The sequence below is a fragment of the Pseudescherichia vulneris genome, assembly GCF_902164725.1.
Taxonomy (GTDB): Bacteria; Pseudomonadota; Gammaproteobacteria; order Enterobacterales; family Enterobacteriaceae; genus Pseudescherichia; species Pseudescherichia vulneris.
Genome location: NZ_LR607338.1, coordinates 2,485,649 through 2,510,416, shown reverse-complemented (window position 1 = coordinate 2,510,416; position 24,768 = coordinate 2,485,649). Strand labels below are relative to the sequence as shown.

Below are 24,768 nucleotides of genomic sequence, written 5' to 3'. Positions count from 1 at the left end.
GCCCGGCGGCGCTTCGCATGCCGGGCCTACACGGATTACTGACCCTTGCGTTTAGGCATGGTCTTCATCAGTTCATCCGGGCTGATGGAGGCCACAACGCTGCCCGGCTGAGGCATCTTAAGGATATGGTTTTTCATTTTGCCAATCACGTGCATCTCGCAGGGACGGCAGTCAAACTTCAGGGTCAGCACTTCATCGCCATGTACCAGCTGCATCGGCGTGGCCTTCCAGCTCTTAATCGATCCCTTCGCCTGCTTCGGGCAGAGGTTAAAGGCAAAGCGCAGGCAGTGCTTGGTGATCATCACCGGCACGTCGCCCTTCTCCTCATGCGCCTCGTAGGCGGCATCAATCAGCTGCACGCCGTAACGGTGATAGAAGGTACGCGCCTTCTCGTTGTAGACGTTCGCCAGGAACGAGAGATGGCTATCCGGGTAGACCGGCGCTGGCGTCGCTACGGCTTTGCGGCTGCCGCGTGGGTAGTTTGCCAGACGGGCGCTATCGAGCATCTCCACGGCCTCACGGCGCAGCTGGTTTAGCTGGCTGGCGGGAACAAACAGCGCGCCCGGCAGGTTGACGCGAATATCGCGAGCGTAATAGATAGTCTGCCCCAGCTTGGCCAGGCCATCGTGCAGCTGACTGAGCGCCTTTTCAGCGTTGGTAGCCTCGGCAAACTCGCCCTCCAGCGTATGGGTAATGCTCACCCCCTCCTCACTGGTGATGGTGAGGATCAGCTGCTCCTGCCAGCCGCCCAGCTCGATATCCACGCCGACGCGGCGCTCGCTGGAGGTTTTGGTCAGCGCCTGCTGCCAGTTGTGATCGAGGTTACGGTTCAGAGGATGATTCGGACGCACCTTGTAGAGATCGGCTGGCATCTCGTTCGGCCACACGCGATAGCGATTTTCACCAGTCTTCTCCACCGTATTGGCGCGGAAGCCGACAATCTCACGCTTAATCAGCACGTTTAAGCCATCGCCGTTGGCTAAGGTCTCGCTGGCGTCAACGTCGAGGTAATCTTTGCCTACCTTCAGCACTTCACCCACCGGCAGGCCGATAAATTTCGGCGAATCAAATGCGCCGATATCGATCTTACGGGCGTTAACGAAGTAGTCGGTGCTGCCGCGATGGAAAGTTTTGTCTGTCGACGGGATAAAGAAGTGCTCGGTGCGCCCCGCCGACGAGCGAGCCAGATCGCCCCGCTCTTCGATGATGGCGTCCAGCATCTGCCGGTAGTGAGCGGTGATGTTTTTCACGTAGCTCATATCTTTGTAGCGCCCTTCAATCTTAAAGGAGCGCACCCCGGCGTCGATCAGCGCGCCGAGGTTGGCGGTCTGGTCATTGTCCTTCATCGACAGAAGATGCTTTTCAAACGACACCACCCGGCCCTGATCGTCCTTCAGGGTATAGGGGAGACGACAGGCCTGGGAGCAGTCGCCACGGTTAGCGCTGCGGCCGGTCTGGGCATGGGAGATGTTACACTGCCCGGAGTAGGCCACGCACAGTGCGCCGTGGATAAAGAACTCGATGGTGGCGTCGGTGCTCTCATGGATAGCACGGATCTGCTGCAAATTAAGCTCACGGGCCAGCACGATCTGCGAGAAGCCGACCTCGGAGAGAAACTTCGCCTTCTCCACGCTGCGGATATCGCACTGGGTGCTGGCGTGTAGCTCGATGGGCGGAATATCCAGCTCCAGCACGCCCATATCCTGCACGATCAGCGCATCAACGCCGGTCTCGTAGAGGTCGGTGATCAGGCGCTGGGCCGGCTCCAGCTCATCATCATGCAAAATGGTATTCAGGGTAATAAAGATTTTTGCCCCGTAGCGATGGGCAAACGGCACCAGCTCGGCGATATCGCGCAGGCTGTTGCTGGCATTATGGCGCGCACCAAAGCCAGGACCGCCGATATAGACCGCATCGGCCCCGTGCAGGATAGCTTCGCGGGCGATGGCGGTATCGCGGGCCGGGCTTAACAGTTCAAGATGATGAGTGGGCAGGCGCATAGGGTCGTTATTATCCGTGATCAACAAAATGGCCGCTATTGTAGTGAGAAGATGGCCCGGACGAAAACATTTTCGCTATGCCTGCGACGCCCTTAATACATTAATTAGCAATGTATTGAAATAATGCGCATTTCGTCAGGCGCGCTGAACAGGGTACAGTGGCTGCGTATTCCGGACATTCCTCGTCATGTGTGCGTTACTGTTAATTCGTCGTTATTTGTCGTCGTATTTTGCCGCAGGCTCGCCTGCGGCTTTTTCTTTTGGATAGTGGATCAGCGAGTGAAACTGGGTTGTCTGTCCGCTGCTGTTGCGGTAGGCGTGGGTTTTATCCCCGGCAAACCTGACTCCGCTTCCCGCCTGTAGCGTCTGCCACTCCCCATCAATTTGCATCTCCAGCGTACCGGAAATCACCACCACGTGTTCAATCACGCCGCGCTCGTGCGGGGTGGACTCGCTGAACGCGCCGGGGGCAAGGGTGACCGAAAAGTGGTCAAAGCGCAGTTCGTTATCCCACGGAAAAATCGGCGTAATGGTCATCGCCTGCTGATCAGGATCGTAGGCCTGCGGCGCACTGGTGTCCGCTGCGGTGATAAAGGTCGAGAGCGGTACGTTTAGCCCGGTAGCGATTTTCCATAGCGTGGCCACCGTGGGGCTGGATTCATTGCGCTCGATCTGGCCGAGCATCGCTTTTGAGACGCCGGTTTCAGTGGCGAGGCGCGAAAGGCTCCAGCCCCGCGTCTGGCGCAGCGTTTTCAGTGTCGCAGAGAGATACTGTGGCAGATCCATACTTTCCCTTCCTCGTGCGTGAATGGCTTCTTGTGCGTTATAACGCACAATGCTATTTTTATCTACCGTGATAGCGTACATGGAGTTCTTATGCCCCTGCGTCCCTTTCCCTTTTCCACCCTGCTGGCAGGTTTTGTGGCGGTGCTGGTGGGCTATGCCAGCTCGGCGGCCATTATCTGGCAGGCCGCCAGCGTTGCCGGTGCCAGCCCGGCGCAAATCGCCAGCTGGATGACGGCGCTGGGGCTGGCAATGGGTATCAGCACCCTTATGCTGACCCTGCGCTACCGCGTTCCGGTGCTCACCGCCTGGTCAACCCCCGGTGCGGCGCTGCTCGCCACCAGCCTGGAGGGGGCCACCCTCAACGAGGCCGTAGGGGTATTTATCTTTGCCAATGCCCTGATCCTGCTCTGCGGCCTTACCGGCCTCTTTGCCCGCCTGATGAAGATTGTCCCGCACTCGCTGGCGGCGGCGATGCTGGCCGGTATCTTACTGCGTTTTGGATTGCAGACCTTTACTAATTTACAGAGCGATTTCAGTTTATGTGTCAGCATGTTGCTGGCATGGCTGCTCTGCAAAGCGCTGGCACCGCGCTATGCCATTATTGCTGCGCTTATCACAGGCGCGCTCGTGGCCTGGCTAAGCGGTGACGTTGTCACATCTGTGCTGCATATTTCGGTAGTGATGCCTGAAATGATCGCCCCTCGCTTTACCCTGACTACCTTAATCAGCGTGGGACTGCCCTTCTTCCTGGTGACGATGGCCTCACAAAACGCGCCCGGCTTCGCTACCATGCAGGCTGCAGGCTATCATGTTCCCGCCTCGCCGCTGATGGTGTTTACCGGCGGGATGGCGCTGCTGGGCAGCGTGTTTGGGGTCTACTCCGTCTGTATCGCCGCGATTACCGCCGCTATCTGTCAAAGCCCGGATGCCCATCCGGATGCGGATAAACGCTGGCAGGCTGCCGCTGCCGCAGGCGTTTTCTATCTGCTGGCGGGCGTGTTTGGCGGCTCGATAAGTGGCCTGATGGCCGCCCTGCCGCTGAGCTGGATCCAGACCCTGGCAGGCCTGGCGCTGCTGGGCACCATTGGCGGCAGCCTGCATCAGGCCCTGGTGAACGAGCGCGAGCGCGATGCCGCGGCGGTGACTTTTCTCGTTACCGCCAGCGGCGTGACGCTGCTGGGCATCGGGTCGGCATTCTGGGGACTGCTGGTGGGTGGGATCTGCTATGCCGTGCTGTCAGGCGTGCGCCGCGCGCATCTGTGACGGCGTGATACCGAACACGCTTTTAAAACGGTTGCTAAAGTGGCTGGCGGAGCTGAATCCGCATCCGAGTGCAATCTCGGTCAAGGGCAGCGCCGTATGGCATACCCTATCCCGAGCCTGATGCATCCGCCGCTGCATCACGTACTGGTGCGGCGCAAGCCCGGACGAGTGGCGAAACATGCGGGCAAAATGGTATTCGCTCAAGGACGCCTGGGCGGCGAGATCGGCCAGGGTGAGCGGCTCGGCAAGATGGGCGTCGATATACTCCAGCACGTTACGCAGCACCGACGGGGCCAGCCCGCCGGTGACGCTCGGCATGCGCCACTGCACGCTGCTGTAGCGCTGAATGATATGGGTCAGCAGCAGCGTCGACGCCGTGCTCAGCGTAAGCTGGTTGGCCTGCTGCTGCCAGTCGCAGTCGAGCAAAAACTGGCGATAGAGGGCGGTGATCTGTGCGTCCTGGCCAAAGGTTTTCTCATCCAGCGTCAGCGCGGCCGGGCTGCGATCCCAGATCTGCTCCCCTACGCTGCGCAGATGCGCATCGGTGCAGTAGAGGTGCACGAAGGAGAGATCGTCGCGAATATCCCAGGTCGATTCGCTCTCTTTCGGCAGGAGACAAAACCGATCTGGTCCACCGCCGTTTTGCCAGCCGCTGCGGGTTTTGTGGTAGCTCTCATAGCCGTCGGCAATATAGAGGCTCAACGTATGGTGATCGCAATACTGGGTGATCCGATCGCGCTTGTTGGACCATGCGGCCAGCTGCATGCCGTTATTCAGCGCGACTGAATTTTTCAGCACCGCGCTATGCCTGCGCAGATTTTCAAAAGCACCGTAGGTTTCTGCCATTGCCACATTAACAAGTGATTAACCAGATCCTTAGTGTATGAAGAGTGCGGCGCGGATGAAAGCGTTGCCGCTCTCTGACCGCTAAAAAACCGCAAGAATTTGCAAGTCTCCCGCAAGCCCCTGCAAGCATCGCCGCCCGTCGCGCTCAACAATAGGATTTTTAATGACGGAGAGCAGCGCACGATGAACGCACTAATGTATGGCCTGGTAGTGGTGATTTGGGGAACGACGTGGATCGCTATCCATTTGCAGCAGGGGCCGGTCGCTGCGCCGGTCTCCATTTTCTGGCGCTTCGCGCTGGCCTCGGCCATCATGATGCTAACGCTGCTGGTGCTTAAGCGACTTCGCGCCCTGACGCTCAGGGATCACCTGATGTGTATGGTTCAGGGCGGCTGCGTGTTCGGCTTCAACTTCTGGTGCTTTTACACCGCTGCGGCGTGGATCAACACTGGGCTGGAGTCGGTCATCTTCTCCATGGCGGTGCTATTCAACGCGATAAACAGCTTTATCTTCTTTGGTCAGCGCCCGCCCGCTCGCTTCTTTCTGGCCGCCGCGCTGGGCCTGACCGGCATCGCCGCCCTCTTCTGGCAGGATCTGCTCGCCAACGATCTCAACGTCAACCTGCTGCTGGGCATCGGCCTGTCGGCGTTGGGCACCCTGGGCTTCTCGCTGGGTAATATGATCAGCCTGCGCCACCAGCGTAAAGGGCTGGAGACGATGACTACCAACGGCTGGGCAATGTTCTACGGCACGCTGATTATGGGCTTCATCGCCCTGGTACGGGGCGACAGCTTTACGCCCGAGTGGACGGTAAGTTACCTCGGCGCGCTGGTTTATCTGGCGCTGTTCGGCTCGGTCGTTGGCTTTGGGGTCTATTTTACGCTGGTGGGCCGCATCGGGGCGAGCAATGCTGCCTACAGTACGCTGCTCTTTCCGCTGGTGGCGTTAACGCTCTCGACCCTGTTCGAAGGTTACCACTGGGAGAGCAATGCCGTGGTGGGCCTGGCGCTAATCCTGGTGGGTAATCTGGTGATGTTTACCCGTCCAGAAAGCCTGCTGCGCGTCTGGCACCGGCGACCGCGCTCGGCGTGAAGATAAAAAGAGAAGCGCCATCACGAGGATGGCGCTTCGCTGATTACTGTTTTTTAACCTGGAACAGCGCCGCGTCGCTGGCCAAGTCGTCCACCACCTGCTTGAGGGTGTCGACGGTAAGCGGCGTATTCTGGTTATTGAGGTCTTTACCCTCTCCCTTACGCACCACTTTGATCACCGGTTTGTTAGTCGCGGCGTCAATCAGCTCACCCTCAAAATAGAGCGCGGTATCCATGGTACGGTGGCCGGTGGCGGCCTGGGTGCCTGCTACCACCATCGCAATTGGGATCACCTCATAGAACTGCAATCCCTCTTTGCTGGAGTCAACGCCGGTGATTGCGCCACGGAAGATCAGGCTACGCGGACCGGGCGTCGCCACCAGCGGCTTACGCTGGGCGGCGGCGGCTTTTAGCTTGGTATTGGTATAGTTCAGCAGGCCGTTGAGGGTCTCCTGACCAATCTGGGTGGTAGGTTTAGGTTGCGGATAGTAGGTGATGGGGTTGTAGACGATGCTATCGTACTTGCTGTCATCAAATGACGGGTCGACCCAGCGCAGCACCGGTTTACCCGAGGCAGAGGTCGCCTGCTGTAAATTTGAATAATCTTTTAAAAAACCTGAATACTTGTCTGGCTGTGTGACTTTCGACGAGCACCCTGTCAGCGCCAGCAGCCCCGACAGTACCGCTACCTGAATCAATGAGTAAGTACGCATGTATTTATTCCTGAAATTATAACGATGCATACGGAGTTATAGCAAAATTCAGTGACGGTTGTTGTGACTAAAAGAGTGCTGGCTCACCCTTTTACCAAAAAACAGGCCTGCGCAGCCGCACAGGCCTGGCGTGTTTATTTTTTCAAATCGACCTGATAAAAAATGTGTTTGCCAAAGGGATCGATCTCATACCCCTGCACCTCTTTGCGCACCGGCTCGAAAATCGTTGAGTGGGCAATCATCACGGCAGGCATCTGATCATGCATCATCTGCTGCGCCTGCTTGTAGAGGGCGGTACGTTGGGATTGATCGGTGATGCCTTTCGCTTCGGCAATCAGCTTATCAAACGGCTGATAGCACCACTTCGCCGAGTTGGAGCCGCCGTCCGCCGACTGACAGGTAAACAGCGGACCGAAGAAGTTATCCGGGTCGCCGGTGGCCGTGGTCCAGCCCATCAGCGCCGCCTGGTGCTCGCCACCCTTCACGCGCTTGAGGTACTCGCCCCACTCAAAGGTCACGATTTTCGCCTGTACGCCAATCTTCGCCCAGTCGGCCTGGATCATCTCCGCCATGCGCTTCGCGTTCGGGTTGTAAGGACGCTGAACTGGCATCGCCCACAGGTCAATGCTTAAGCCCTTGGCAAAGCCCGCCTCGGCCAGCAGGGCTTTGGCCTGCTCCGGGTTGTAGTCGTAATCCTTCAGGTCGCTATCAGCGCTCCAGACCCCCGGCGGCAGCAGGTTTTTCGCCGCCGTACCGGTGCCCTGGAACACCGCGTCGATAATCGCCGGCTTGTTGATCGCCATCGCCAGTGCCTGGCGCACCTTGACGTTATCCAGTGGTGCTTTCTGCGTGTTGAGGGCGAGGAAACCGGTATTCAGCCCAGCCTTGCTCATCAGGTTGATATTGGGATTTTCGCGCATCCGCGGCAAATCTGCCGGGTTCGGGAAGGCCATGACCTGACACTCGTTCTTCTCCAGTTTGGCGTAGCGCACCGAAGCGTCCGGGGTGATGCTGAACACCAGTCGGTCCAGCTTGGCCTTGCCCTGCCAGTATTCCGGGAAGGCGGTAAACAGGATGCGGGAGTCTTTCTGATACTGCGCCAGCTTGAACGGACCGGTGCCGATAGGATCCATATCCACGCGCGTCGGCGTGCCAGCCTTCAGCATGGCGTCGGCATACTCTGCCGAGAGGATCGAGGCAAAATACCACGCCAGATCGGCCACGAACGGCGCTTCCGGATGGGCAAGCGTAAAGCGCACGGTGTGGTCGTCAACCTTATCGATACGGGTGATCAGCTTGCCAAACTCCAGGCTCTCAAAGTTCGAGTAGTTGCCGTTAGAGACGTTGTGATAGGGATGATTCGGATCCTTCTGTCGCATAAACGAGAAGATCACGTCGTCGGCGTTGAAGTCCCGCGTCGGGGTGAAGTATTTATTGCTCTGGAACTTCACGCCCTTGCGCAGATGGAAGGTGTAGGTTTTCCCATCGTCGCTGACGTCCCAGCGTTCGGCCAGGCTGGGCTCTAACGCCGTGGTGCCGACCTTAAACTCTACCAGCCGGTTGTAGACCGGAACAGCGCTGGCATCGACGCTGGTTCCCGAGGTGTAAAGTTGAGGGTTAAAGTTTTCAGGCGATCCTTCCGAACAGTAAACCAGCGTCTTCGCTGCCACGGTAGAACTGACCGTGAGCGCGGCTAACGCCAGTGCAAGTGTTGTGGGTTTGCTTATCATCTTTATCCTGTCGTTTATCCGGCTATCTTAGCGTGCTATCAATAAGTGCTTGTTGTTTGCCCGTTAATACATAACATTAAAGTTACACCGTAAGCACCTGATAAAACAAATAAAGAAGGATCCACTATGTCATCGCCACTCGCCAGACAATTAACCCAACGCTTTTCTAACTACCTTGCCATCACCAGCCAGAGCGATGCGTCGGCTACCACTCTGCCTACCACAGCGGGCCAGTATGAGATGGCCCGCGTGCTGGCCGACGAGCTAAAAACGCTGGGATTAGAAGAGATTGTGATCGACGAGTACGCCACCGTGACGGCGGTTAAAAAGGGCAACGTGGCGGGCGCACCGCGCATCGGTTTTATCACCCATATCGATACCGTAGACGTCGGACTGTCGCCGGATATTCATCCACAAATCCTGCAGTTTACCGGCACAGATCTCTGTCTTAACGCCGAGCAGGATATTTGGCTGCGCACTGCCGAGCATCCGGAAATTTTAGCTTACCCAGGAGAAGAAATTATCTTTAGCGACGGCACCAGCGTGCTGGGCGCGGATAACAAGGCGGCGGTGACGGTGGTGATGACCCTGCTGGAGAACCTGACCGCAGAGCATCAGCATGGCGATATCGTGGTAGCCTTTGTGCCGGATGAAGAGGTCGGCCTGCGCGGGGCAAAGGCGCTGGATCTCAAACGCTTTGACGTCGAGTTTGCCTGGACCATTGACTGCTGCGAACTGGGGGAGATTGTTTATGAGAACTTTAACGCTGCTCAGGCCAGGATCCGCTTTACCGGCGTGACGGCGCACCCGATGTCAGCCAAGGGCGTGCTGGTAAACCCCCTGCTGATGGCCACGGACTACATCAGCCATTTCGATCGCCAGCAGACGCCGGAGCATACCGCAGGCCGCGAGGGCTACACCTGGTTTAACGGTATGGAGGCGGTACAGGGCCATGCGGTGCTCAGCGCCAGCATCCGCGATTTTGATAAACAACGCTTCGAGGAGCGCAAGCGGCAGATTAGCGAGGTGGCGCAGCGTATTGCCGCGCAGCACCCCACCGCAAAGGTGGAGTATGAGATCGAGGACGTCTACAGCAACATCAGCAACGCCGTAGGCGAAGATCGCCGCGCCATCGACCTGATGTTTGAGGCAATGGAGAGCCTGGGCATCACGCCGAAGCCAACCCCGATGCGCGGCGGTACCGACGGCGCGGCGCTCTCGGCAAAGGGACTGCTGACGCCGAACTTCTTCACCGGCGCGCACAACTTCCACTCGCGCTTTGAGTTCCTGCCGCTGAAATCCTTCGAGGCGTCCTACAAGGTCGCGCTTCAGCTCTGTCTGCTGGCGGCTCGCTAAGCGGGTTTACGGGCCAGCAGCGTGGCAAAGCGCAGCTTGATGCGGTTGCCATTGGCGTCGGTGCGGTGTAGCTCACCGACGTCTTCATTGTATTTCACCACTTCCCATCCGCTGTAGTACTCCGCCAGCTCTCCGGCCTTAAAGGCAAACGGGAAGCCGACCGTGCAGGGAAAATCGTCCGTGTCCATCGCGGCGACAATCAGGTTAAAGCCCCCCGGCACGGTGGTGCGCTGCATATTGGCAATCAGGCCCGGGATGGTTTGCGGCTCAAGAAACATCATCACCACGGTGGAGAGGATAAAGTCATACTCTCCCTCAAAGCTCAGCGCGTTAAGATCGACGGTAGCGATCTCAAGGTTATCCAGCTCCTCGGCCGCCTTGATACGCTCTATATTGGCGATGCTCATGGGATTCTTATCCCATGCCGTGACACTGTAACCGTTCGCCGCAAGGAAGAGGCTGTTACGGCCATTGCCGCAGCCGAGATCGAGCGTTTTGCCCGGCGGAACCCGCGCCGCGGCGGCCAGCACCTCGGAATGGGTGCGGGTTAAACCATATTTTTCAGTGAAGTAATTCTCATCAACCTGGAGCATGATCCATCCTTATCTGGGCGGGAAATTTAAAATGATATTTTAAATACATTTTATTGAAATTCCCTGGCAATAGCCAGAGCGGCAAAGTTTGCTACGTTTATCTAAGGCCATCAGTGGAAAACAAATAATGAACAAGTATCGCCTGAGCGATGCCAGCCGCTCATTTAGCTATCAGGATAACGGTGAAAAGCGGCACGTTACCCTGCGCCAGATCGTCGCCCTGCGGGATTTTCATGACGTCCAGTCCGGCACGCTGGGCGGCTGGGTAGAGGATGAGCAGGTGTTAAGCCAGCAGGGCAGCTGCTGGATTTACGATGAGAACAGCATGGTGTTCGGCGGGAGCCGGATACGCGACAGCGCCCGCATCAGCCAGCCCTGCACCATTTACGACGGGGTGGAGATCGGCGGCCATGCCTGGGTTGATGGGTCAGAAATCTGTCGGGGGGCGCGTCTGGGCGGCAACGTGCTGGTGCAGCGGTCGCGGGTGAGCGGCGAGTGCCTGCTCGGCGACGACGCCCGGATCCTCAACGGCAGCGAGATTATTGCCGCCCGCGGACTCACCCTCGATCACGATGCCACCCTGCGCATCTATGATCGGGCCACGGTGAACCACTCCCGCATCCTGCACCAGGCGCAGATTTACGGCGACGCCATCGTTAACTACGCCTTTGTAGAGCATCGGGCCGAAGTGTTTGACTTTGCCTTGCTGGAGGGCAACGAGGAGAATGACGTCTGGGTCTGCGACTGCGCCAAGGTGTACGACCGCGCCCGCCTCGTCGCCGGACGTGGGGAAGATGCCATTCCCACCCTACGCTACAGCGCTCAGGTGGCGGAGAATGCGGTGGTAGAGGGCAACTGCGTGCTGAAGCACCACGTGCGTGTCGGGGGTGACGCGCGGCTTAGCGGCGGGCCGCTGGTGTTGGACGACTTTGTTCTCGTTCAAGGCCGGGCGCAGCTCAACGGCAACCTACTGATCGAGGGGCATGTTGAGATTAGCGGCGACGCGGTGGTGATCGCCCTGGAAGAAGAGTCAATTCACCTGCGCGGTCCGAAAGTAATGAGCGGCGCGGAGCGTATTACCCGCACGCCGCTGCTGGGCGCGCTCTAGGCGTCGATAATCCGCGCGTAGAGGTTTTGATCGTCATAGCGGCCGTTGAGGAACTCGGCCTCTTTCAGGCAGCCCTCCAGCACGAAACCCGCGCGCTGGGCCACCCGGTTGCTGGCGGCGTTATCCACCCGGCACTTGATCACGAAGCGCCGGATTTCGCCGCTCTGGGCATAGTGCTGAATAAACGCCTCCAGCGACTGGGAGAGAATGCCCTGCCCCTGATGCCCTTCATCCAGCCAGTAGCCAATATAGGCGGTTTTGTTCAGCGGCTCGATAGCGTTAAACGACAGCACGCCGACGAGGGTTTCCTGCTGCATAATCAGGAACATTTTGGCGTAGCCGCGCTGGTGCAGCATGATGTTGCTCTGGGCATTTTTGAGCGAGTCATCTTCGCTGGCGACGTACTGGGGCCAGTTCAGCGACTGCTGGAGCCATGCCCGATTCTTCACCACCAGCTGATAGAGCTCGCTGACGAAACGCTCGTCGATGGCGCATAGCCTCAGGGTGTCGCTAACGGGGATCAACTCATCCGTACTGGTTTCCATTTCCTCTCCTTTCCTTAGCGCATCACGCGGTCATCAACGTAGGTCCGCTTATCCGGTGCTGGCGGGAAGTACTGATAGAGCCAGGTTTCGCTCACCGCCTCGCCCTGGCAGCGCAGGAACATGCGCATCTCCACCGGATCGGTGGAGTCGTTGGTGGGGTACCAGTCGAACTGAATGCGGTAGCCGTCAAACGGCTCCACGTAGAGGATCTCAACCTGCTTCGCCTCACCGTTGGAGAGGGTGATCACCGGTTCAATGCCTCTTGGGGCGGCATCCTTAATGTTGCCTCCGGCAAAGTCGATGGCGAAACGGCGGGCCCACACCTGCGGATAGTGCTCGCCCGGGGCCCAGCCTTCCGGGAAGCCGCCCATGCCGGTACGGGTCGCCAGTACGCGGGCCAAGGGCGTATGCACCGGCGGCTGAGCGCTCCAATAGAGGCGGTACTGGAAGGCGAGACTGTCCCCGGCTTTGACCGGTTTCTCCGGCTGCCAGAAGCAGACGATGTTATCCAGCGTCTCACCGGTGGTGGGGATCTCCATCAGGTTAACGCTCCCCTTGCCCCAGCTATTGCGCGGCTCAACCCACAGGCTTGGGCGCTTGTTGTACCAGCCCATCACGTCCTGATAGTGGGAGAAGTCGCGATCCAGCTGCAGCAGCCCGAAGCCTTTCGGGTTGTTATCGTCAAAGGCGTTAAACTGTAATTTCTGCGGGTTATTGAGCGGGCGGCAGATCCACTCCCCGTTACCCCGCCACATCGCCAGACGGTCAGAGTCGTGGATCTGCGGGTGGATGGTGTCGCACATGCGCCGCTCGTTGTTGCCGCAGCTAAACATGCTGGTCATCGGCGAGATCCCCAGCTGCTTGATGTCCTTGCGGGCGTAGAGGCGGTTATCCACCTCCATGATCACCTGGTTCTGCTCGCAGTGGATCACGAATTTATATGCACCGGTCAGGCTCGGGCTGTCCAGCAGGGCATAGACGGTAAAGGTAGTGTCCGACGGTTTCGCCGTTTCAAACCAGAACGAGGTGAAGTCCGGGAACTCTTCGGGGGTGTCGGTAAAGGTGTCGATCGCCACGCCGCGTGCAGAGAGGCCGTACTGGTAGGTACTGTCCACCGCACGGAAGTAGCTTGCCCCGAGGAAGGAGACGATATCCCGACGAGCCAGCTCAGGAGCCTTAAACACGCGGAAGCCGGCGAAGCCGAGATCGCTCTGCCCCTCTAGCTGTTTGGTATCGACGCCAGCGTCGTGGTAGTTAAACAGCTCCGGACGGAAGTGGATCTCGCGGGCCTGATGGCTGGTCGGATCCAACGAGAACATGCGCACCCGGCGGCGGAAGCCCATCCCCACGTGGAAGAACTGCACGTCAAGCTGGCGGCCCTCTACGTTGTTCCACAGCGACTGCTTTGCATCGTACTGAATGCTGTTGTAAGCCTGCGGCGTCAGGGTAGCGAGCGTCTCGGGCAGCGCACGCGGCGCGCCTCCCCACGGGGTTTGGGCCAGATCGTGCGCCGTCGCCTGCAGGCTGGAGAAATCAAAACGATGGCTTTGACCATCGGCAATGCCGGGTTCCGCTGCAAAGGCAGCGCGGGAAAAGAGCGAGGCGAGTCCTGAGGTCCCGCTCGCAGCGGCCAGTATCATAGAAGATTTTAAAAAACGTCTGCGGTTCATGCCTGAGAAAACGTCCTTTTGGTCGTGTGTAAGCGCTCCGCCCGCAAGCGAAACAGCGGCAATAAAAGCACGCCCACTCTAGACAACTTTGTCGCAGAATCCAATGAGAGTTTTACACCAGTCCGCAGCGCCGCAGGCTGCGCACCTCCGCCGCCTGGTAAAGCGCAAACTCATCCAGTACCGAACAGCCCAGCGCCTCCTCAAAGGCCTCACGGCTGGCATTGCCGTGTTGCCGCTGCTGGGTCTCATTGCCAAGATTGGACTGGAAGATCCCCGCCGCGCTGACCGGCAGAAAATCTTCGTAAGTGATGGGCTGTGCCACCACCCAGCCGCGCTCAATCAGCGGCTGCGGATCGTCTCCCGGACCAAAGGCGTGACGATGCCCCTCTCCGGTCGGCGTCAGGCGGTAGCGGAAATAGGCCAGTCCCTGACGACGCAGCAGTAGCTCGCTGTCGGGAAAGGCTTTGAACTTCTCCTGCAGGTGATGCTGGTGGATCAGGTTATCTTTCCCGGTGCCCGCCTCCGCCAGCAGCCTGTCGTAGAGCGCCCGCCCTTTTGGCGTCAGGGCCACGCCGCGCTGCTCGATCTCACCGAAGCGCGCGCTGTGGGTTCCCCGGTGCTCTCCAGCAAACAGCACCGGCTCCTCCAGCGCCTTGAAGCTGGTTTGCCGCAGCAGGAGCGGAACCTCCCGCCGGGGCGGCCCTTCAATGAGCACTTTCGGTTCGATACCGTACTCCGGCATCAGGGCCTGGACCCGATCGATATCCAGCGTGCGCGGGGTCAGGTGGTTAATGTGGCAGCCGGGAAAGCAGACGACGTCGGCAATCAGCCGGTGCTCGCTGTGCAGCGCGTGATAGGTGTCGTAGTCAACGGTGGCATGCTGATGCCAGCGAAAGGTCTCCAGCGCCTGCTGAACAAACTCGCTGGCCTGAGCCGCCGTGAATCCCCCCTGCAGCTCGAAGCAGTCCAGCAGTTCCAGACAACGCGGAGTGAAAATCGAACGCTTGGCCAGAATCGCCTTTGCGCGCTGGCGCAGCGACTCGCTCTCAATCAGCTCGGGCCGCAGGAGTGAGGTAAAGACGCGAAACGGATTGCGGCACAGCGCCTCGTCATCAACCGGGCGAAACGCGGTGGAGTGCACCGGTACTCCGGCCTGGGAGAGATCGTAGTAGCCTACCGGCTGCATGCCCATCACCGCAAAGAGTCGCCGCAGCGTAGCGAGCTCCAGCGGCGTACCGACGCGAATGGCCCCGTGGCGCTCGACGTTGAGGCGCGCCAGCTCATCAGCGTTGGCAAGCTGCTCGTGCAGCTTAGGGTTGTTCTCAAGTACCGCCAGATTGACATCGGCTACCAGCTCCAGCAGCGTGCCGTACTGGGGAACTTCCTGCTGGTACATGGCCGACATAGCCTGTGAAAATTCTTCCCGGATCTCATCAGCCGTGATCGTATACGCCATAATCTCATTTCTCCCCTTCATCTACCTGGAGTGTAGAGAAGGTCCTTATCCGGCGCGGAAAATAATTACAAAATGTGATCGGGGCAAAGAGTGTAAGCGTAAGTTACATAACAAAAAATTATATCAAGGCGCGGGGGCAAAGCCCGGACTGTGGGGCAAAGCGGTTAAATGTTAATAATATTTTGCTAGCAGGTTATCAAATTTAGATAACTTTTCTTGTCAGCGGTTGCGCTCTGTTTTTAACATTGGCTATGGAAAAAAATGGTCTCTTCAGTCAGCGCATCCGCTTGCGCCACTTACATACCTTCGTCGCCGTCGCTCAACAGGGAACGCTGGGGCGCGCGGCAGAAACGCTCAACCTAAGTCAGCCTGCGCTGTCGAAAACCCTTAACGAGCTTGAGCAGTTGACCGGCACGCGGCTTTTCGATCGTGGCCGAATGGGCGCGCACCTCACCGTGGTCGGTGAACAGTTCCTGACCCATGCGGTACGGGTGCTGGACGCGCTAAATACTGCCGGGCAGGCGCTGTCCCACAAAGAGGGCGTGAACAGTGACGTGGTGCGCGTGGGCGCGCTGCCTACCGCCGCACTCGGCATTATGCCGCCGGCGATTGGCGAATTTCATCGCCACCTGCCGCACATCACGCTTCAGGTCGCCACGATGAATAACCCGATGCTGCTGGCTGGTCTGAAAACCGGCGAGCTGGATATCGGCATTGGCCGCATGTCAGATCCAGAGATGATGAGCGGCCTGAACTACGAGCTGCTGTTTTTAGAATCCCTGAAGCTGGTGGTCCATCCCCGGCACCCTCTATTAAAAGATACGGTGACGCTCAGTCGAGTGATGGAGTGGCCGGTGGTGGTCGCCCCGCAGGGCACCGCGCCGCGCCAGCATACCGAGGCGCTGCTTGCAGCTCAGGGGTGCTCTCTGCCCTCTGGCTGCATCGAAACGCTGTCTGCCTCGCTCTCCCGCCAGCTTACCGTCGAGTATAACTACGTCTGGTTTGTGCCTTCCGGCGCGGTAAAGGACGATCTCAAGCAGGGGGCGCTAACGGCGCTGCCGATCCCGGCCCAGGGTGCGGGCGAGCCAATTGGCATTATCACCCGCATCGACGCCCCGCTTTCGGCGGCGGCGCAAACGTTGCTGAGTGCCATCCGGAAATCGATGCCGGTTTAACGCCGCGTGCGCTTTAGCGCTCTTCCCGCCGCCGTTGTTGCGCAAAGGGTAAACATAACGTTAATTGTGTGATAAAAACGCGTTGTTGATTATGGGTTGTTGTGAAGAGGTATAACTTTGCCCGCAGCAACCCGCCGTCTGGAAGAACGCATGAAATTTAAATCCGCCATCAAGCCATACCACGCCGCTGCCGGTGGGCTTGGCTCTCTGGAAGCGACGACCCGCTTCGTCATCGACAGCAAAAACGCCCTGAAGAATATGCGCAATCTGTTGCGCATGAACAAGGCTCGCGGCTTTGACTGCCCCGGCTGCGCCTGGGGCGATGACAATAAAAGCACCTTCAGCTTCTGTGAAAACGGCGCTAAGGCCGTGACTTGGGAGGCCACCCGTCGCCAGGTTGACGCTGACTTCTTTGCCCGCCACACCGTTAGCGCTCTTAACCAGCAGTCGGACTACTTCCTTGAGTATCAGGGACGCCTTACCGAGCCGCTGAGCTATAACCCAACTACCGACCGCTATGAGCCGATTAGCTGGGACGCTGTCTGGGCGCTGATTGCGCAACATATCCAGGCGATGGATAACCCGAATCGGATGGAGCTGTATACCTCCGGGCGCGCCAGCAACGAAGCGGCCTATATTTATCAGCTGTTTGGCCGCATGGTCGGAACCAATAATTTCCCCGACTGCTCTAACATGTGCCACGAGGCGAGCGGTGCCGGACTAAAGCGCAGCATCGGCGTTGGTAAAGGCACGGTACACCTGAAGGATTTTGATCAGGCCGATGCAATCTTCGTCTTTGGCCAAAACCCGGGCACTAACCATCCGCGTATGCTGCATAGCCTGCGCCATGCCGCCGATCGCGGGGCCAGCATCGTCACCTTCAACACCCTGCGCGAGCGCGGGCTGGAGCGATTCGCCGATCCGCAGAAGCCGCTGGAGGTGATCACGCCGAAAGCAGGCACCATCAGCTCCTCCTACTATCAGCCAAACCTTGGCGGCGATATGGCGGCGGTGCGCGGCATGGCGAAGGCGCTGCTGGAGACCCACCGTCAGCGGCAGGCCGACGGCCAGCCCGGGATCGTTGACGAGGCGTTTATCACCCGTTACACCCAGGGCATTGAGGCATGGTTTGCGCAAATCGATGCTACCCCCTGGGCAACGCTGGTTGAGCAGTCTGGACTGACGGAGCAGCAGCTTCGCGAGGCGGCAGGTATCTGGCAGCGCGCCGAAAAAGTGATCTGCACCTGGGCGATGGGCATTACCCAGCACAAACACTCTCTCGACACCGTACGGGAGATCACCAATCTGCAGCTGCTCGGCGGCCATCTCGGTAAACCCGGAGCGGGCCTTTGCCCGGTTCGCGGCCACAGTAACGTGCAGGGCAACCGGACGGTGGGCATTGATGAAAAGCCCCCTGCCGTGCTGCTGGATAGCCTCGCCCGCCACTTCAACTTCGAACCGCCGCGCAGGCCGGGCCATCACACCGTCGATGCCATCAACGCCATGCTGCGGGATGAGGTTAAGGTTCTGATTGCCCTCGGTGGCAACCTCGCCGCCGCCGCGCCGGATACGCCGCGCACCTGTGAAGCGCTGCGCCGCTGCGGGCTGACGGTCTACATCAGCACCAAGCTCAACCGTAGCCACCTGATGCCCGGTAAAGCCTCGCTGATCCTGCCGACGCTGGGGCGCACGGAGGAAGATATCCAGGCCAGCGGCCGACAGTTCATCACCGTAGAAGACTCCTTCAGCATGGTTCACGCTTCCGAAGGGATCGGCAAACCGCTGGCGAAAACCCAGCGCTCGGAGACGGCTATTATCGCCCACATCGCCCACGCCACGCTTGGCGATACCGCCGTGAACTGGCTGGCGCTGGCGGATGATTACAGTCTGATCCGCGACCACATTGCCGCTACCCTCCCCGGCTTTGCCGACTTTAACGCCCGCTGCGATCTGCCGGGTGGGTTTTGGCTCGGCAACGCCGCCGCCGAGCTGACGTTTAACACGCCGTCGGGCAAGGCCGAATTCAGCGCCGCGGCGCTGCCGGTTTCCGTGCGGGAGGATGCGCCCTTTATTCTGCAAACCCTGCGCTCCCACGATCAGTACAACACCACCATCTACGGGCTGGATGACCGCTACCGTGGCGTTTACGGTCAGCGCGAGGTGCTGTTTATGCATGCGGATGATATTGCGGCGCTGGGCTTACAGGATGGCGATCGGGTCGATATCACCACCGAGGCGGATGACGGCATTGTGCGGCAGGTTAAGGATTTCAAGCTGGTGGCCTATGCTATCCCGCGCGGTAACCTGGCGGCCTACTATCCTGAGACGAACCCGCTGGTTCCCCTCTCCCGCATCGGGGAAGGTACCGGCACGCCGACCTCAAAATCAATTCCGGTCCGCGTGACCAGGGCCGAAACCCAGCCCACTCTGCGCATCGCTTAACCCTTAATCTCCCTCTCCTTACGCCCGTTTATGTGACGGGCGTTTTGTTTGCCGCTCACAAAACGTGCCAAATTATTTTTTAACAATTGCGTAAAACAATTTAACAGATCTATCATGTCGCGGAATTCACCATATGGTTCATAAGATAACGATACGGCGGATTTAAAACCCTACTTTACAAGGCAAACCCTGTTTAAATTACCTTTTTGGTTCATACGCGTGAACCAGAGCGGTTTTAGGAGAGTGACATGGCAACTGGCAGCACGCCGCACGGGATCGGTCGTATCCTGAAGTGGCTTCTGGCCGGGCTTCTGATAATTATCGGCCTGGCTATTGGTATTCCCGGTATCAAACTCGTCTCATTGGGAGGTAGCGCCTACTTCCTGATCATGGGCGTCGCGATGCTGATCTCTGCACTACTGATCATCAAAAACCGCATCAGCGGCATCGTGCTCTATGCGCTGGCCTTTATCGCCTCGGCGATCTGGGCCGTCAGCGACGCGGGCTGGGACTTCTGGCCGCTGTTCTCACGGCTCTTTACCTTTGGCGTACTCGCCTTCCTTGCCGCTCTGCTCTGGCCGTTCCTGACCGCCTCCGCCAACAAAAAGCCAGCCTTTGGCCTTGCGGGCGTGATTGCCCTGGTGCTGCTGGTGAGCGCAGGCTGGATGTTCAAACCGCAGACGCTGGTAACGGCCAACGAAGCCGTACCGGTGAAGCCGGTGGCAGAAGGTAGCCAGCAGACGGACTGGAAACACTGGGGTAACACCACTCACGGCGACCGCTTTGCCGCGCTGGATCAGATCAACAAGCAGAACGTGAACCAGCTGGAAGTGGCGTGGGTAGCCCATACTGGCGATATCCCGCAGAGCAACGGCTCCGGCGCGGAAGATCAGAACACGCCGCTGCAAATTGGTGACACGCTGTTTGTCTGTACGCCGTACAGCAAGGTGCTGGCGCTGGACGTCGACTCCGGGAAAGAGAAGTGGCGCTATGACAGCAAAGCCACTGCGCCAAACTGGCAGCGCTGCCGTGGCCTCGGTTATTACGAAGATGCGCAGGCCGTGCCCGTTCCCGCTGCGCAGCCCGCAGCCTGCGCCCGTCGTCTGTTCCTGCCGACCACCGATGCCCGCCTGATAGCCATCAATGCCGATAACGGCCAGCCGTGTGCGGACTTTGGCAGCAACGGCGCGGTCGATCTCAGCGTCGGCATGGGGGAAGTGAAGCCTGGCTACTATCAGCAGACCTCCACTCCGCTGGTAGCGGGTAACGTGGTGGTGGTTGGCGGCCGCGTGGCGGATAACTACTCCACGGGCGAGCCGCCGGGCGTGGTACGTGCCTATGACGTGCACACCGGCAAGCTGGCGTGGGCGTGGGATCCGGGTAACCCGGCGATCACCGGCCTGCCGCCGGAAGGTCAGACCTACACCCGCGGGACGCCTAACGTCTGGTCGGCAATGTCCTACGACGCCAAGCTGAACCTGGTCTACCTCCCGACCGGCAACGCTACCCCAGACTTCTTCGCCGGGGAGCGCACCGCGCTGGATGACAAGTACAGCTCATCTATTGTCGCCGTCGATGCCACCACCGGTCAGGTGCGCTGGCACTATCAGACCACCCATCACGATTTATGGGACTTTGACCTGCCTGCGCAACCGCTGCTCTACGATCTGCCAGATGGCAAAGGCGGCACGACGCCGGTGCTGGTGCAGACCAGCAAGCAGGGCATGATCTTCATGCTCAACCGCGAAACCGGTGAGCCGGTGGCGAAGGTAGAGGAGCGTCCGGTTCCGGCAGGCAACGTCGAAGGCGAGCGTTACTCTCCGACCCAGCCTTTCTCCGTCGGAATGCCGATGATCGGCAACCAGACGCTGACTGAATCGGACATGTGGGGTGCCACCCCTATCGATCTGCTGATCTGCCGTATCGAATTTAAAGCGATGCGTCACGAAGGCGTCTTCACTCCGCCGGGCCTCGATCGCTCCCTGCAGTTCCCAGGATCGCTTGGCGGCATGAACTGGGGCAGCGTCTCGGTCGATCCCAACAACGGCCTGATGTTTGTTAACGACATGCGTCTGGGGCTGGCAAACTACATGGTGCCGCGTGCGAAGGTAGCGAAAAACGCCAGCGGCATCGAGATGGGGATTGTGCCGATGGAGGGGACGCCGTACGGTGCGATGCGCGAACGCTTCCTCTCTCCGCTGGGCATTCCGTGCCAGAAGCCACCGTTTGGCACCATGTCCGCTGTCGATCTGAAGTCCGGCAAGCTGGTGTGGCAGGTTCCGGTAGGTACGGTGCAGGATACCGGCCCGCTGGGGATCCGCATGCATATGCCAATCCCGATCGGCATGCCGACCCTGGGCGCGTCTCTCTCTACCCAGTCCGGCCTGCTCTTCTTTGCCGGTACCCAGGATTTTTATCTGCGCGCATTTGATACCGCGACGGGAAGCGAGATCTGGAAAGCGCGTCTGCCGGTAGGTAGTCAATCCGGCCCGATGACTTACGTGTCACCGAAAACCGGTAAGCAGTACATTGTGATTAACGCGGGAGGCGCACGTCAGTCTCCAGATCGCGGGGATTACATCATTGCCTATGCGCTGCCTGACAGTAAATAAGCGATAAAAAAAGGGGGCCTTACGGCCCCCAAAGGTTGGTGAAATTAGAACGTTTCCCAGTTATCGCCGCTGGCCAGTGCCGGACGCGATGGCGTAAAGGGTTTTGTCGCTGCGGGTTTCTCTTCCCGCGCCTGGCTGCCCTGCTTGAGCCGGAAGGTGCCTACCGCCTCGGTCAGACGTGCCGCCTGCTCTTCCAGCGACGCCGCTGCGGCTGACGCCTCCTCCACCAGCGAGGCGTTCTGCTGGGTAACGTTATCCATCTCGGTGATGGCCTGGCTAACCTGTTCAATGCCGCGACTCTGCTCGTCGGACGCTGCGGCAATTTCCTGCATGATATCGGTAACGCGTTTTACCGCCGCAACGATATCGCCCATCGTATCCCCTGCAGCAACCACCTCGCCGGAACCACGCTCAATCAGGGTCACCGACTCGCTGATCAGCCCCTCAATCTCTTTTGCTGCTTGGGCGCTGCGGCTAGCCAGGGTACGAACTTCGCTGGCGACTACTGCAAAGCCACGGCCCTGCTCGCCCGCGCGGGCTGCCTCTACCGCCGCGTTCAGCGCCAGAATATTGGTCTGGAAAGCAATGCTGTTGATCACGGCGGTAATCTCCGAGATCTTCTTCGAGCTGTTAGAGATGTTGCCCATGGTCTGCACGACGCCGGAGACAATCTGCCCACCTTTAGTGGCCTTACCGGACGCGTCCCCGGCCAGCTTGCTGGCGTGGTGGGCGTTATCGGCATTCTGCTTCACGGTAGCGGTCAACTGCTCCATGCTGGCCGCGGTCTCTTCGATGGCCGCCGCCTGCTGTTCGGTACGCGATGAGAGATCGGTATTGCCCGCCGAGATTTCGCTGGTCCCGCGATAGATCTCCTCTGCGCCCTGGCGCACCGTGCTCACGGTTGTCACCAGCGAGCGCTGCATTTTTTGCAGGTCGCGGCTCAGGATACCAATTTCACTGCGTCCGGTGGCCTCGTCGGCATGGGTCAGATCGCCGGAGGCAATCAGCTCAATGCGATGCGCCGCGCGCTGGAGAGGATTGATCACGATACGACGCAGAACCACGAAGGTAATCAACGTCAGCAGCAGCGCCAGCACAAATGCGCCCGCCATAAACATCAGTCCCAGCTGCGCGCGCTGGTGCGCCAGTTCGCTGAGCTTATTCGCCCGCTCGGTGCGGATCTGAATGGCCTTCAGCAGCACGTCGTTATAGGCGCTGTCCAGCCCCCGGGCCTGCTCGTTTTCATGATTGATGATCGCCTCGAACATGCCGTTTTTAGCATACTTCAGCATCGGCTTTAGCCCAGCGATATAGGCATCAAACCGCGCCTTGAGATCGCCATCCAGCGCCTCATCGGCTGGCGTTTTCACGCTGCGGTTCATGTAGGCATTGAAGCCCTCCTGCGACTGCCCAATACGCTTCGCTGCCTCGGCAATGTTGAGCTTCATGTCATCCATCTCCGCGATGCGGCTGGCCGCCCCGGCATGGATCATGTTGATACGCGCAGTACGCAGGTGGTTAGAGCTATTCGACAGCCCCATACGGATCTGAATTTCGGCGGTAACGTCCTGCTGGTCGCTATCGGCCTGCATCAGGAAGTAGCCTGCCAGCCCTGAACTCAGGGCAAAAAGCAGAAGGATACCGCCGAGGATGGCGGAGAAAAGGGGTACTAAGCGGATATGATGTAAAAAGCCAACTGTCTGCGGTTTGTGCATCGCTGCTGTTTTATCCATGGCTATCGACTCTCTTATTGTAAGATGCGTAATTACACGCCTGTCAGATAGTCATCGGCAGCCATAAGATTTATCTTATGTCTAAAAGCGCCAACTCGGTCACAGATCCGCACATTAAAAAGGCTGCCGACGGCTAAACCGCCGGCAGTGGGATCAGTTATCGCCGAAATGGATAACGGTACGGATAGATTTCCCTTCGTGCATCAGGTCAAACGCTTCGTTGATCTGATCCAGCGGCAGACGGTGGGTGATAAACGGATCGAGGTCGATTTTGCCAACCATCGCATCTTCAACCATGCCCGGCAGCTGAGTACGGCCCTTCACGCCGCCAAAGGCGGAGCCGCGCCAGACGCGCCCGGTCACCAGTTGGAACGGACGGGTACGGATCTCTTGACCCGCGCCAGCAACGCCGATAATCACGCTCTCGCCCCAGCCTTTGTGGCAGCACTCCAGCGCGGCACGCATAACGTTAACGTTGCCGATACACTCGAAGCTAAACTCCACCCCGCCGTCGGTCAGCTCAACGATGACGTCCTGCACCGGCTTATCGTAGTCGTTCGGGTTGATAAAGTCGGTTGCGCCCATCTCGCCTGCCAGCTTGAACTTCTCCGGATTGGTATCAACGGCAATAATACGTCCGGCTTTCGCCTGTACCGCACCCTGGATCACCGCCAGACCAATGCCGCCGAGGCCGAAGACCGCCACGTTATCGCCCTCTTTGACCTTCGCCGTGTTGTGCACTGCGCCGATACCGGTGGTAACGCCGCAGCCCAGCAAGCAGACTTTATCCAGCGGTGCCTGCGGGTTGACCTTCGCCAGTGAGATCTCCGCGCAAACGGTGTATTCGCTGAAGGTGCTGGTGCCCATGTAGTGGTAGATCGGCTCGCCGTTGTAGGAGAAACGGGTGGTACCGTCCGGCATCAGGCCCTTGCCCTGGGTGGCGCGCACGGCCTGGCAGAGGTTGGTCTTACCGGATTTACAGAACTTACACTCGCCGCACTCGGCGGTATAAAGCGGAATAACGTGGTCGCCGGGTTGCAGGCTGGTCACGCCCTCGCCCACTTCCACCACTACGCCGCCGCCTTCATGGCCGAGCACCGCCGGGAAGACGCCTTCCGGATCGTCCCCAGAGAGGGTGAACGCATCGGTGTGGCAGACGCCGGTGTGGGTGATCTTGACCAGCACCTCACCTTTCTTCGGTGGCGCTACGTCGATTTCAACAATTTTCAGTGGTTGACCCGGCCCAAAGGCAACAGCCGCACGTGATTTCATAAACTCTCTTCCCTTATGTGAACAGTAGTAATTATTTTAGATAAGAGCGCAGAAGATGGCCGACTTCTGCCATTCTTACCGCGCGCTGGTCTGGCGTCGTCTCGCCGCTGACCAGTTCATCTTTGAGGTGAATTTCGACCATCTCGCCCATCAAGCCGTTAGCAGCCCCGCGCACGGCGGCGATCTGTTGTAGTATTGCGATGCAGGGTTCGCCCGACTCCAGCGCCCGCTCAAGGGCGTCGACCTGGCCACGAATGCGGCGAACACGGGTAAGGATGCGCTTTTTATCTTCAGGTGAGTGTGGCATACGCCCTCCTATACTGTAAGGGGGTATAGTAGCAATTTTACTATCTTCTTGTAAAATTTATAATTTATTT

The 24,768-nt window shown here is 58.9% G+C and carries 19 protein-coding genes; 7 read left to right on the top strand and 12 right to left on the bottom strand.

Annotation, left to right across the window (positions count from 1 at the left end; translation table 11 throughout):
* Window positions 1-35 precede the first annotated feature (35 nt).
* Together FN633_RS10710 and FN633_RS10705 are read right to left on the bottom strand one after the other, a co-directional pair.
* Window positions 36-2,000 (bottom strand): peptidase U32 family protein, encoded by a 1,965-nt coding sequence (locus tag FN633_RS10710; RefSeq protein ID WP_154057697.1) that lies wholly within the window; start codon window positions 1,998-2,000, stop codon window positions 36-38.
* Between the two features lie 213 nt (window positions 2,001-2,213).
* Window positions 2,214-2,786 carry a helix-turn-helix domain-containing protein gene (locus FN633_RS10705; RefSeq protein WP_154057696.1) on the bottom strand — a complete coding sequence of 191 codons (573 nt, stop codon included), beginning with the start codon at window positions 2,784-2,786 and terminating at the stop codon, window positions 2,214-2,216.
* Window positions 2,787-2,876: 90 nt separating this feature from the next.
* On the opposite strand from FN633_RS10705, the gene FN633_RS10700 reads away from it, so the two are divergent.
* On the top strand, window positions 2,877-4,049 hold the full coding sequence (locus FN633_RS10700; RefSeq protein ID WP_154057695.1) for a benzoate/H(+) symporter BenE family transporter: 1,173 nt from the start codon (window positions 2,877-2,879) through the stop codon (window positions 4,047-4,049).
* On the opposite strand, the gene FN633_RS10695 is transcribed toward FN633_RS10700, so the two are convergent.
* Complete coding sequence (locus FN633_RS10695) at window positions 4,023-4,895, bottom strand: helix-turn-helix domain-containing protein (RefSeq protein WP_154057694.1); 873 nt, start codon at window positions 4,893-4,895, stop codon at window positions 4,023-4,025. The genes FN633_RS10700 and FN633_RS10695 overlap by 27 nt on opposite strands.
* Before the next feature lie 183 nt (window positions 4,896-5,078).
* Here FN633_RS10695 and FN633_RS10690 point away from each other — a divergent pair, with 183 nt between their 5' ends.
* Entirely contained in the window at window positions 5,079-5,987 is a 909-nt protein-coding gene (locus FN633_RS10690) for a DMT family transporter (protein WP_154057693.1), read from the top strand.
* Between the two features lie 43 nt (window positions 5,988-6,030).
* On the opposite strand, the gene FN633_RS10685 is transcribed toward FN633_RS10690, so the two are convergent.
* Window positions 6,031-6,699, bottom strand: a complete 669-nt coding sequence (locus tag FN633_RS10685; RefSeq protein WP_154057692.1) for a DUF3313 domain-containing protein — start codon at window positions 6,697-6,699, stop codon at window positions 6,031-6,033.
* Between the two features lie 134 nt (window positions 6,700-6,833).
* Window positions 6,834-8,429 (bottom strand): ABC transporter substrate-binding protein, encoded by a 1,596-nt coding sequence (locus tag FN633_RS10680; protein ID WP_154057691.1) that lies wholly within the window; start codon window positions 8,427-8,429, stop codon window positions 6,834-6,836.
* 126 nt (window positions 8,430-8,555) lie between these two features.
* Here FN633_RS10680 and pepT point away from each other — a divergent pair, with 126 nt between their 5' ends.
* Entirely contained in the window at window positions 8,556-9,785 is a 1,230-nt protein-coding gene (gene pepT, locus FN633_RS10675; protein WP_154057690.1) for a peptidase T, read from the top strand.
* On the opposite strand, the gene tehB is transcribed toward pepT, so the two are convergent.
* Window positions 9,782-10,378 (bottom strand): tellurite resistance methyltransferase TehB, encoded by a 597-nt coding sequence (gene tehB, locus FN633_RS10670; RefSeq protein WP_154057689.1) that lies wholly within the window; start codon window positions 10,376-10,378, stop codon window positions 9,782-9,784. The genes pepT and tehB overlap by 4 nt on opposite strands.
* 127 nt (window positions 10,379-10,505) lie before the next feature.
* On the opposite strand from tehB, the gene ydcK reads away from it, so the two are divergent.
* Window positions 10,506-11,486: a YdcK family protein gene (ydcK, locus tag FN633_RS10665; RefSeq protein WP_154057688.1), complete on the top strand. Its 981-nt coding sequence runs from the start codon at window positions 10,506-10,508 to the stop codon at window positions 11,484-11,486.
* Here the strand turns inward: ydcK and rimL are convergent.
* The 3 genes from rimL to hglS all read right to left on the bottom strand — a co-directional run bounded on the left by rimL (window position 11,483) and on the right by hglS (window position 15,157).
* Entirely contained in the window at window positions 11,483-12,031 is a 549-nt protein-coding gene (gene rimL, locus FN633_RS10660; protein ID WP_154057687.1) for a 50S ribosomal protein L7/L12-serine acetyltransferase, read from the bottom strand. The genes ydcK and rimL overlap by 4 nt on opposite strands.
* A gap of 14 nt (window positions 12,032-12,045) precedes the next feature.
* Window positions 12,046-13,701, bottom strand: a complete 1,656-nt coding sequence (locus FN633_RS10655; protein ID WP_042390904.1) for a glucan biosynthesis protein D — start codon at window positions 13,699-13,701, stop codon at window positions 12,046-12,048.
* Window positions 13,702-13,813: 112 nt separating this feature from the next.
* Entirely contained in the window at window positions 13,814-15,157 is a 1,344-nt protein-coding gene (hglS, locus tag FN633_RS10650) for a 2-oxoadipate dioxygenase/decarboxylase HglS (protein WP_154057686.1), read from the bottom strand.
* Window positions 15,158-15,408: 251 nt separating this feature from the next.
* Here hglS and FN633_RS10645 point away from each other — a divergent pair, with 251 nt between their 5' ends.
* The 3 genes from FN633_RS10645 to FN633_RS10635 all read left to right on the top strand — a co-directional run bounded on the left by FN633_RS10645 (window position 15,409) and on the right by FN633_RS10635 (window position 21,386).
* Window positions 15,409-16,332, top strand: coding sequence for a LysR substrate-binding domain-containing protein (locus tag FN633_RS10645; RefSeq protein WP_042390900.1), 924 nt, complete (start codon window positions 15,409-15,411; stop codon window positions 16,330-16,332).
* Window positions 16,333-16,482: 150 nt separating this feature from the next.
* Entirely contained in the window at window positions 16,483-18,774 is a 2,292-nt protein-coding gene (locus tag FN633_RS10640) for an FdhF/YdeP family oxidoreductase (RefSeq protein WP_154057685.1), read from the top strand.
* Between the two features lie 248 nt (window positions 18,775-19,022).
* Window positions 19,023-21,386: a glucose/quinate/shikimate family membrane-bound PQQ-dependent dehydrogenase gene (locus FN633_RS10635; RefSeq protein WP_154057684.1), complete on the top strand. Its 2,364-nt coding sequence runs from the start codon at window positions 19,023-19,025 to the stop codon at window positions 21,384-21,386.
* A gap of 44 nt (window positions 21,387-21,430) precedes the next feature.
* On the opposite strand, the gene FN633_RS10630 is transcribed toward FN633_RS10635, so the two are convergent.
* The 3 genes from FN633_RS10630 to FN633_RS10620 form a co-directional block, all read right to left on the bottom strand.
* Window positions 21,431-23,119, bottom strand: coding sequence for a methyl-accepting chemotaxis protein (locus FN633_RS10630; protein ID WP_154057683.1), 1,689 nt, complete (start codon window positions 23,117-23,119; stop codon window positions 21,431-21,433).
* Between the two features lie 153 nt (window positions 23,120-23,272).
* Window positions 23,273-24,391: an S-(hydroxymethyl)glutathione dehydrogenase/class III alcohol dehydrogenase gene (locus tag FN633_RS10625; protein WP_042390891.1), complete on the bottom strand. Its 1,119-nt coding sequence runs from the start codon at window positions 24,389-24,391 to the stop codon at window positions 23,273-23,275.
* Window positions 24,392-24,422: 31 nt separating this feature from the next.
* Window positions 24,423-24,698 (bottom strand): metal/formaldehyde-sensitive transcriptional repressor, encoded by a 276-nt coding sequence (locus FN633_RS10620; protein WP_072015216.1) that lies wholly within the window; start codon window positions 24,696-24,698, stop codon window positions 24,423-24,425.
* Window positions 24,699-24,768: the final 70 nt, after the last annotated feature.

Coding starts and splice junctions, on each gene's coding strand:
- FN633_RS10710 (WP_154057697.1), bottom strand. CDS start 2,000: ATGCGCCTGCCCACTCATCATCTTGAACTGTTAAGCCCGGCCCGCGAT.
- FN633_RS10705 (WP_154057696.1), bottom strand. CDS start 2,786: ATGGATCTGCCACAGTATCTCTCTGCGACACTGAAAACGCTGCGCCAG.
- FN633_RS10700 (WP_154057695.1), top strand. CDS start 2,877: ATGCCCCTGCGTCCCTTTCCCTTTTCCACCCTGCTGGCAGGTTTTGTG.
- FN633_RS10695 (WP_154057694.1), bottom strand. CDS start 4,895: ATGGCAGAAACCTACGGTGCTTTTGAAAATCTGCGCAGGCATAGCGCG.
- FN633_RS10690 (WP_154057693.1), top strand. CDS start 5,079: ATGAACGCACTAATGTATGGCCTGGTAGTGGTGATTTGGGGAACGACG.
- FN633_RS10685 (WP_154057692.1), bottom strand. CDS start 6,699: ATGCGTACTTACTCATTGATTCAGGTAGCGGTACTGTCGGGGCTGCTG.
- FN633_RS10680 (WP_154057691.1), bottom strand. CDS start 8,429: ATGATAAGCAAACCCACAACACTTGCACTGGCGTTAGCCGCGCTCACG.
- pepT (WP_154057690.1), top strand. CDS start 8,556: ATGTCATCGCCACTCGCCAGACAATTAACCCAACGCTTTTCTAACTAC.
- tehB (WP_154057689.1), bottom strand. CDS start 10,378: ATGCTCCAGGTTGATGAGAATTACTTCACTGAAAAATATGGTTTAACC.
- ydcK (WP_154057688.1), top strand. CDS start 10,506: ATGAACAAGTATCGCCTGAGCGATGCCAGCCGCTCATTTAGCTATCAG.
- rimL (WP_154057687.1), bottom strand. CDS start 12,031: ATGGAAACCAGTACGGATGAGTTGATCCCCGTTAGCGACACCCTGAGG.
- FN633_RS10655 (WP_042390904.1), bottom strand. CDS start 13,701: ATGAACCGCAGACGTTTTTTAAAATCTTCTATGATACTGGCCGCTGCG.
- hglS (WP_154057686.1), bottom strand. CDS start 15,157: ATGGCGTATACGATCACGGCTGATGAGATCCGGGAAGAATTTTCACAG.
- FN633_RS10645 (WP_042390900.1), top strand. CDS start 15,409: ATGGAAAAAAATGGTCTCTTCAGTCAGCGCATCCGCTTGCGCCACTTA.
- FN633_RS10640 (WP_154057685.1), top strand. CDS start 16,483: ATGAAATTTAAATCCGCCATCAAGCCATACCACGCCGCTGCCGGTGGG.
- FN633_RS10635 (WP_154057684.1), top strand. CDS start 19,023: ATGGCAACTGGCAGCACGCCGCACGGGATCGGTCGTATCCTGAAGTGG.
- FN633_RS10630 (WP_154057683.1), bottom strand. CDS start 23,119: ATGGATAAAACAGCAGCGATGCACAAACCGCAGACAGTTGGCTTTTTA.
- FN633_RS10625 (WP_042390891.1), bottom strand. CDS start 24,391: ATGAAATCACGTGCGGCTGTTGCCTTTGGGCCGGGTCAACCACTGAAA.
- FN633_RS10620 (WP_072015216.1), bottom strand. CDS start 24,698: ATGCCACACTCACCTGAAGATAAAAAGCGCATCCTTACCCGTGTTCGC.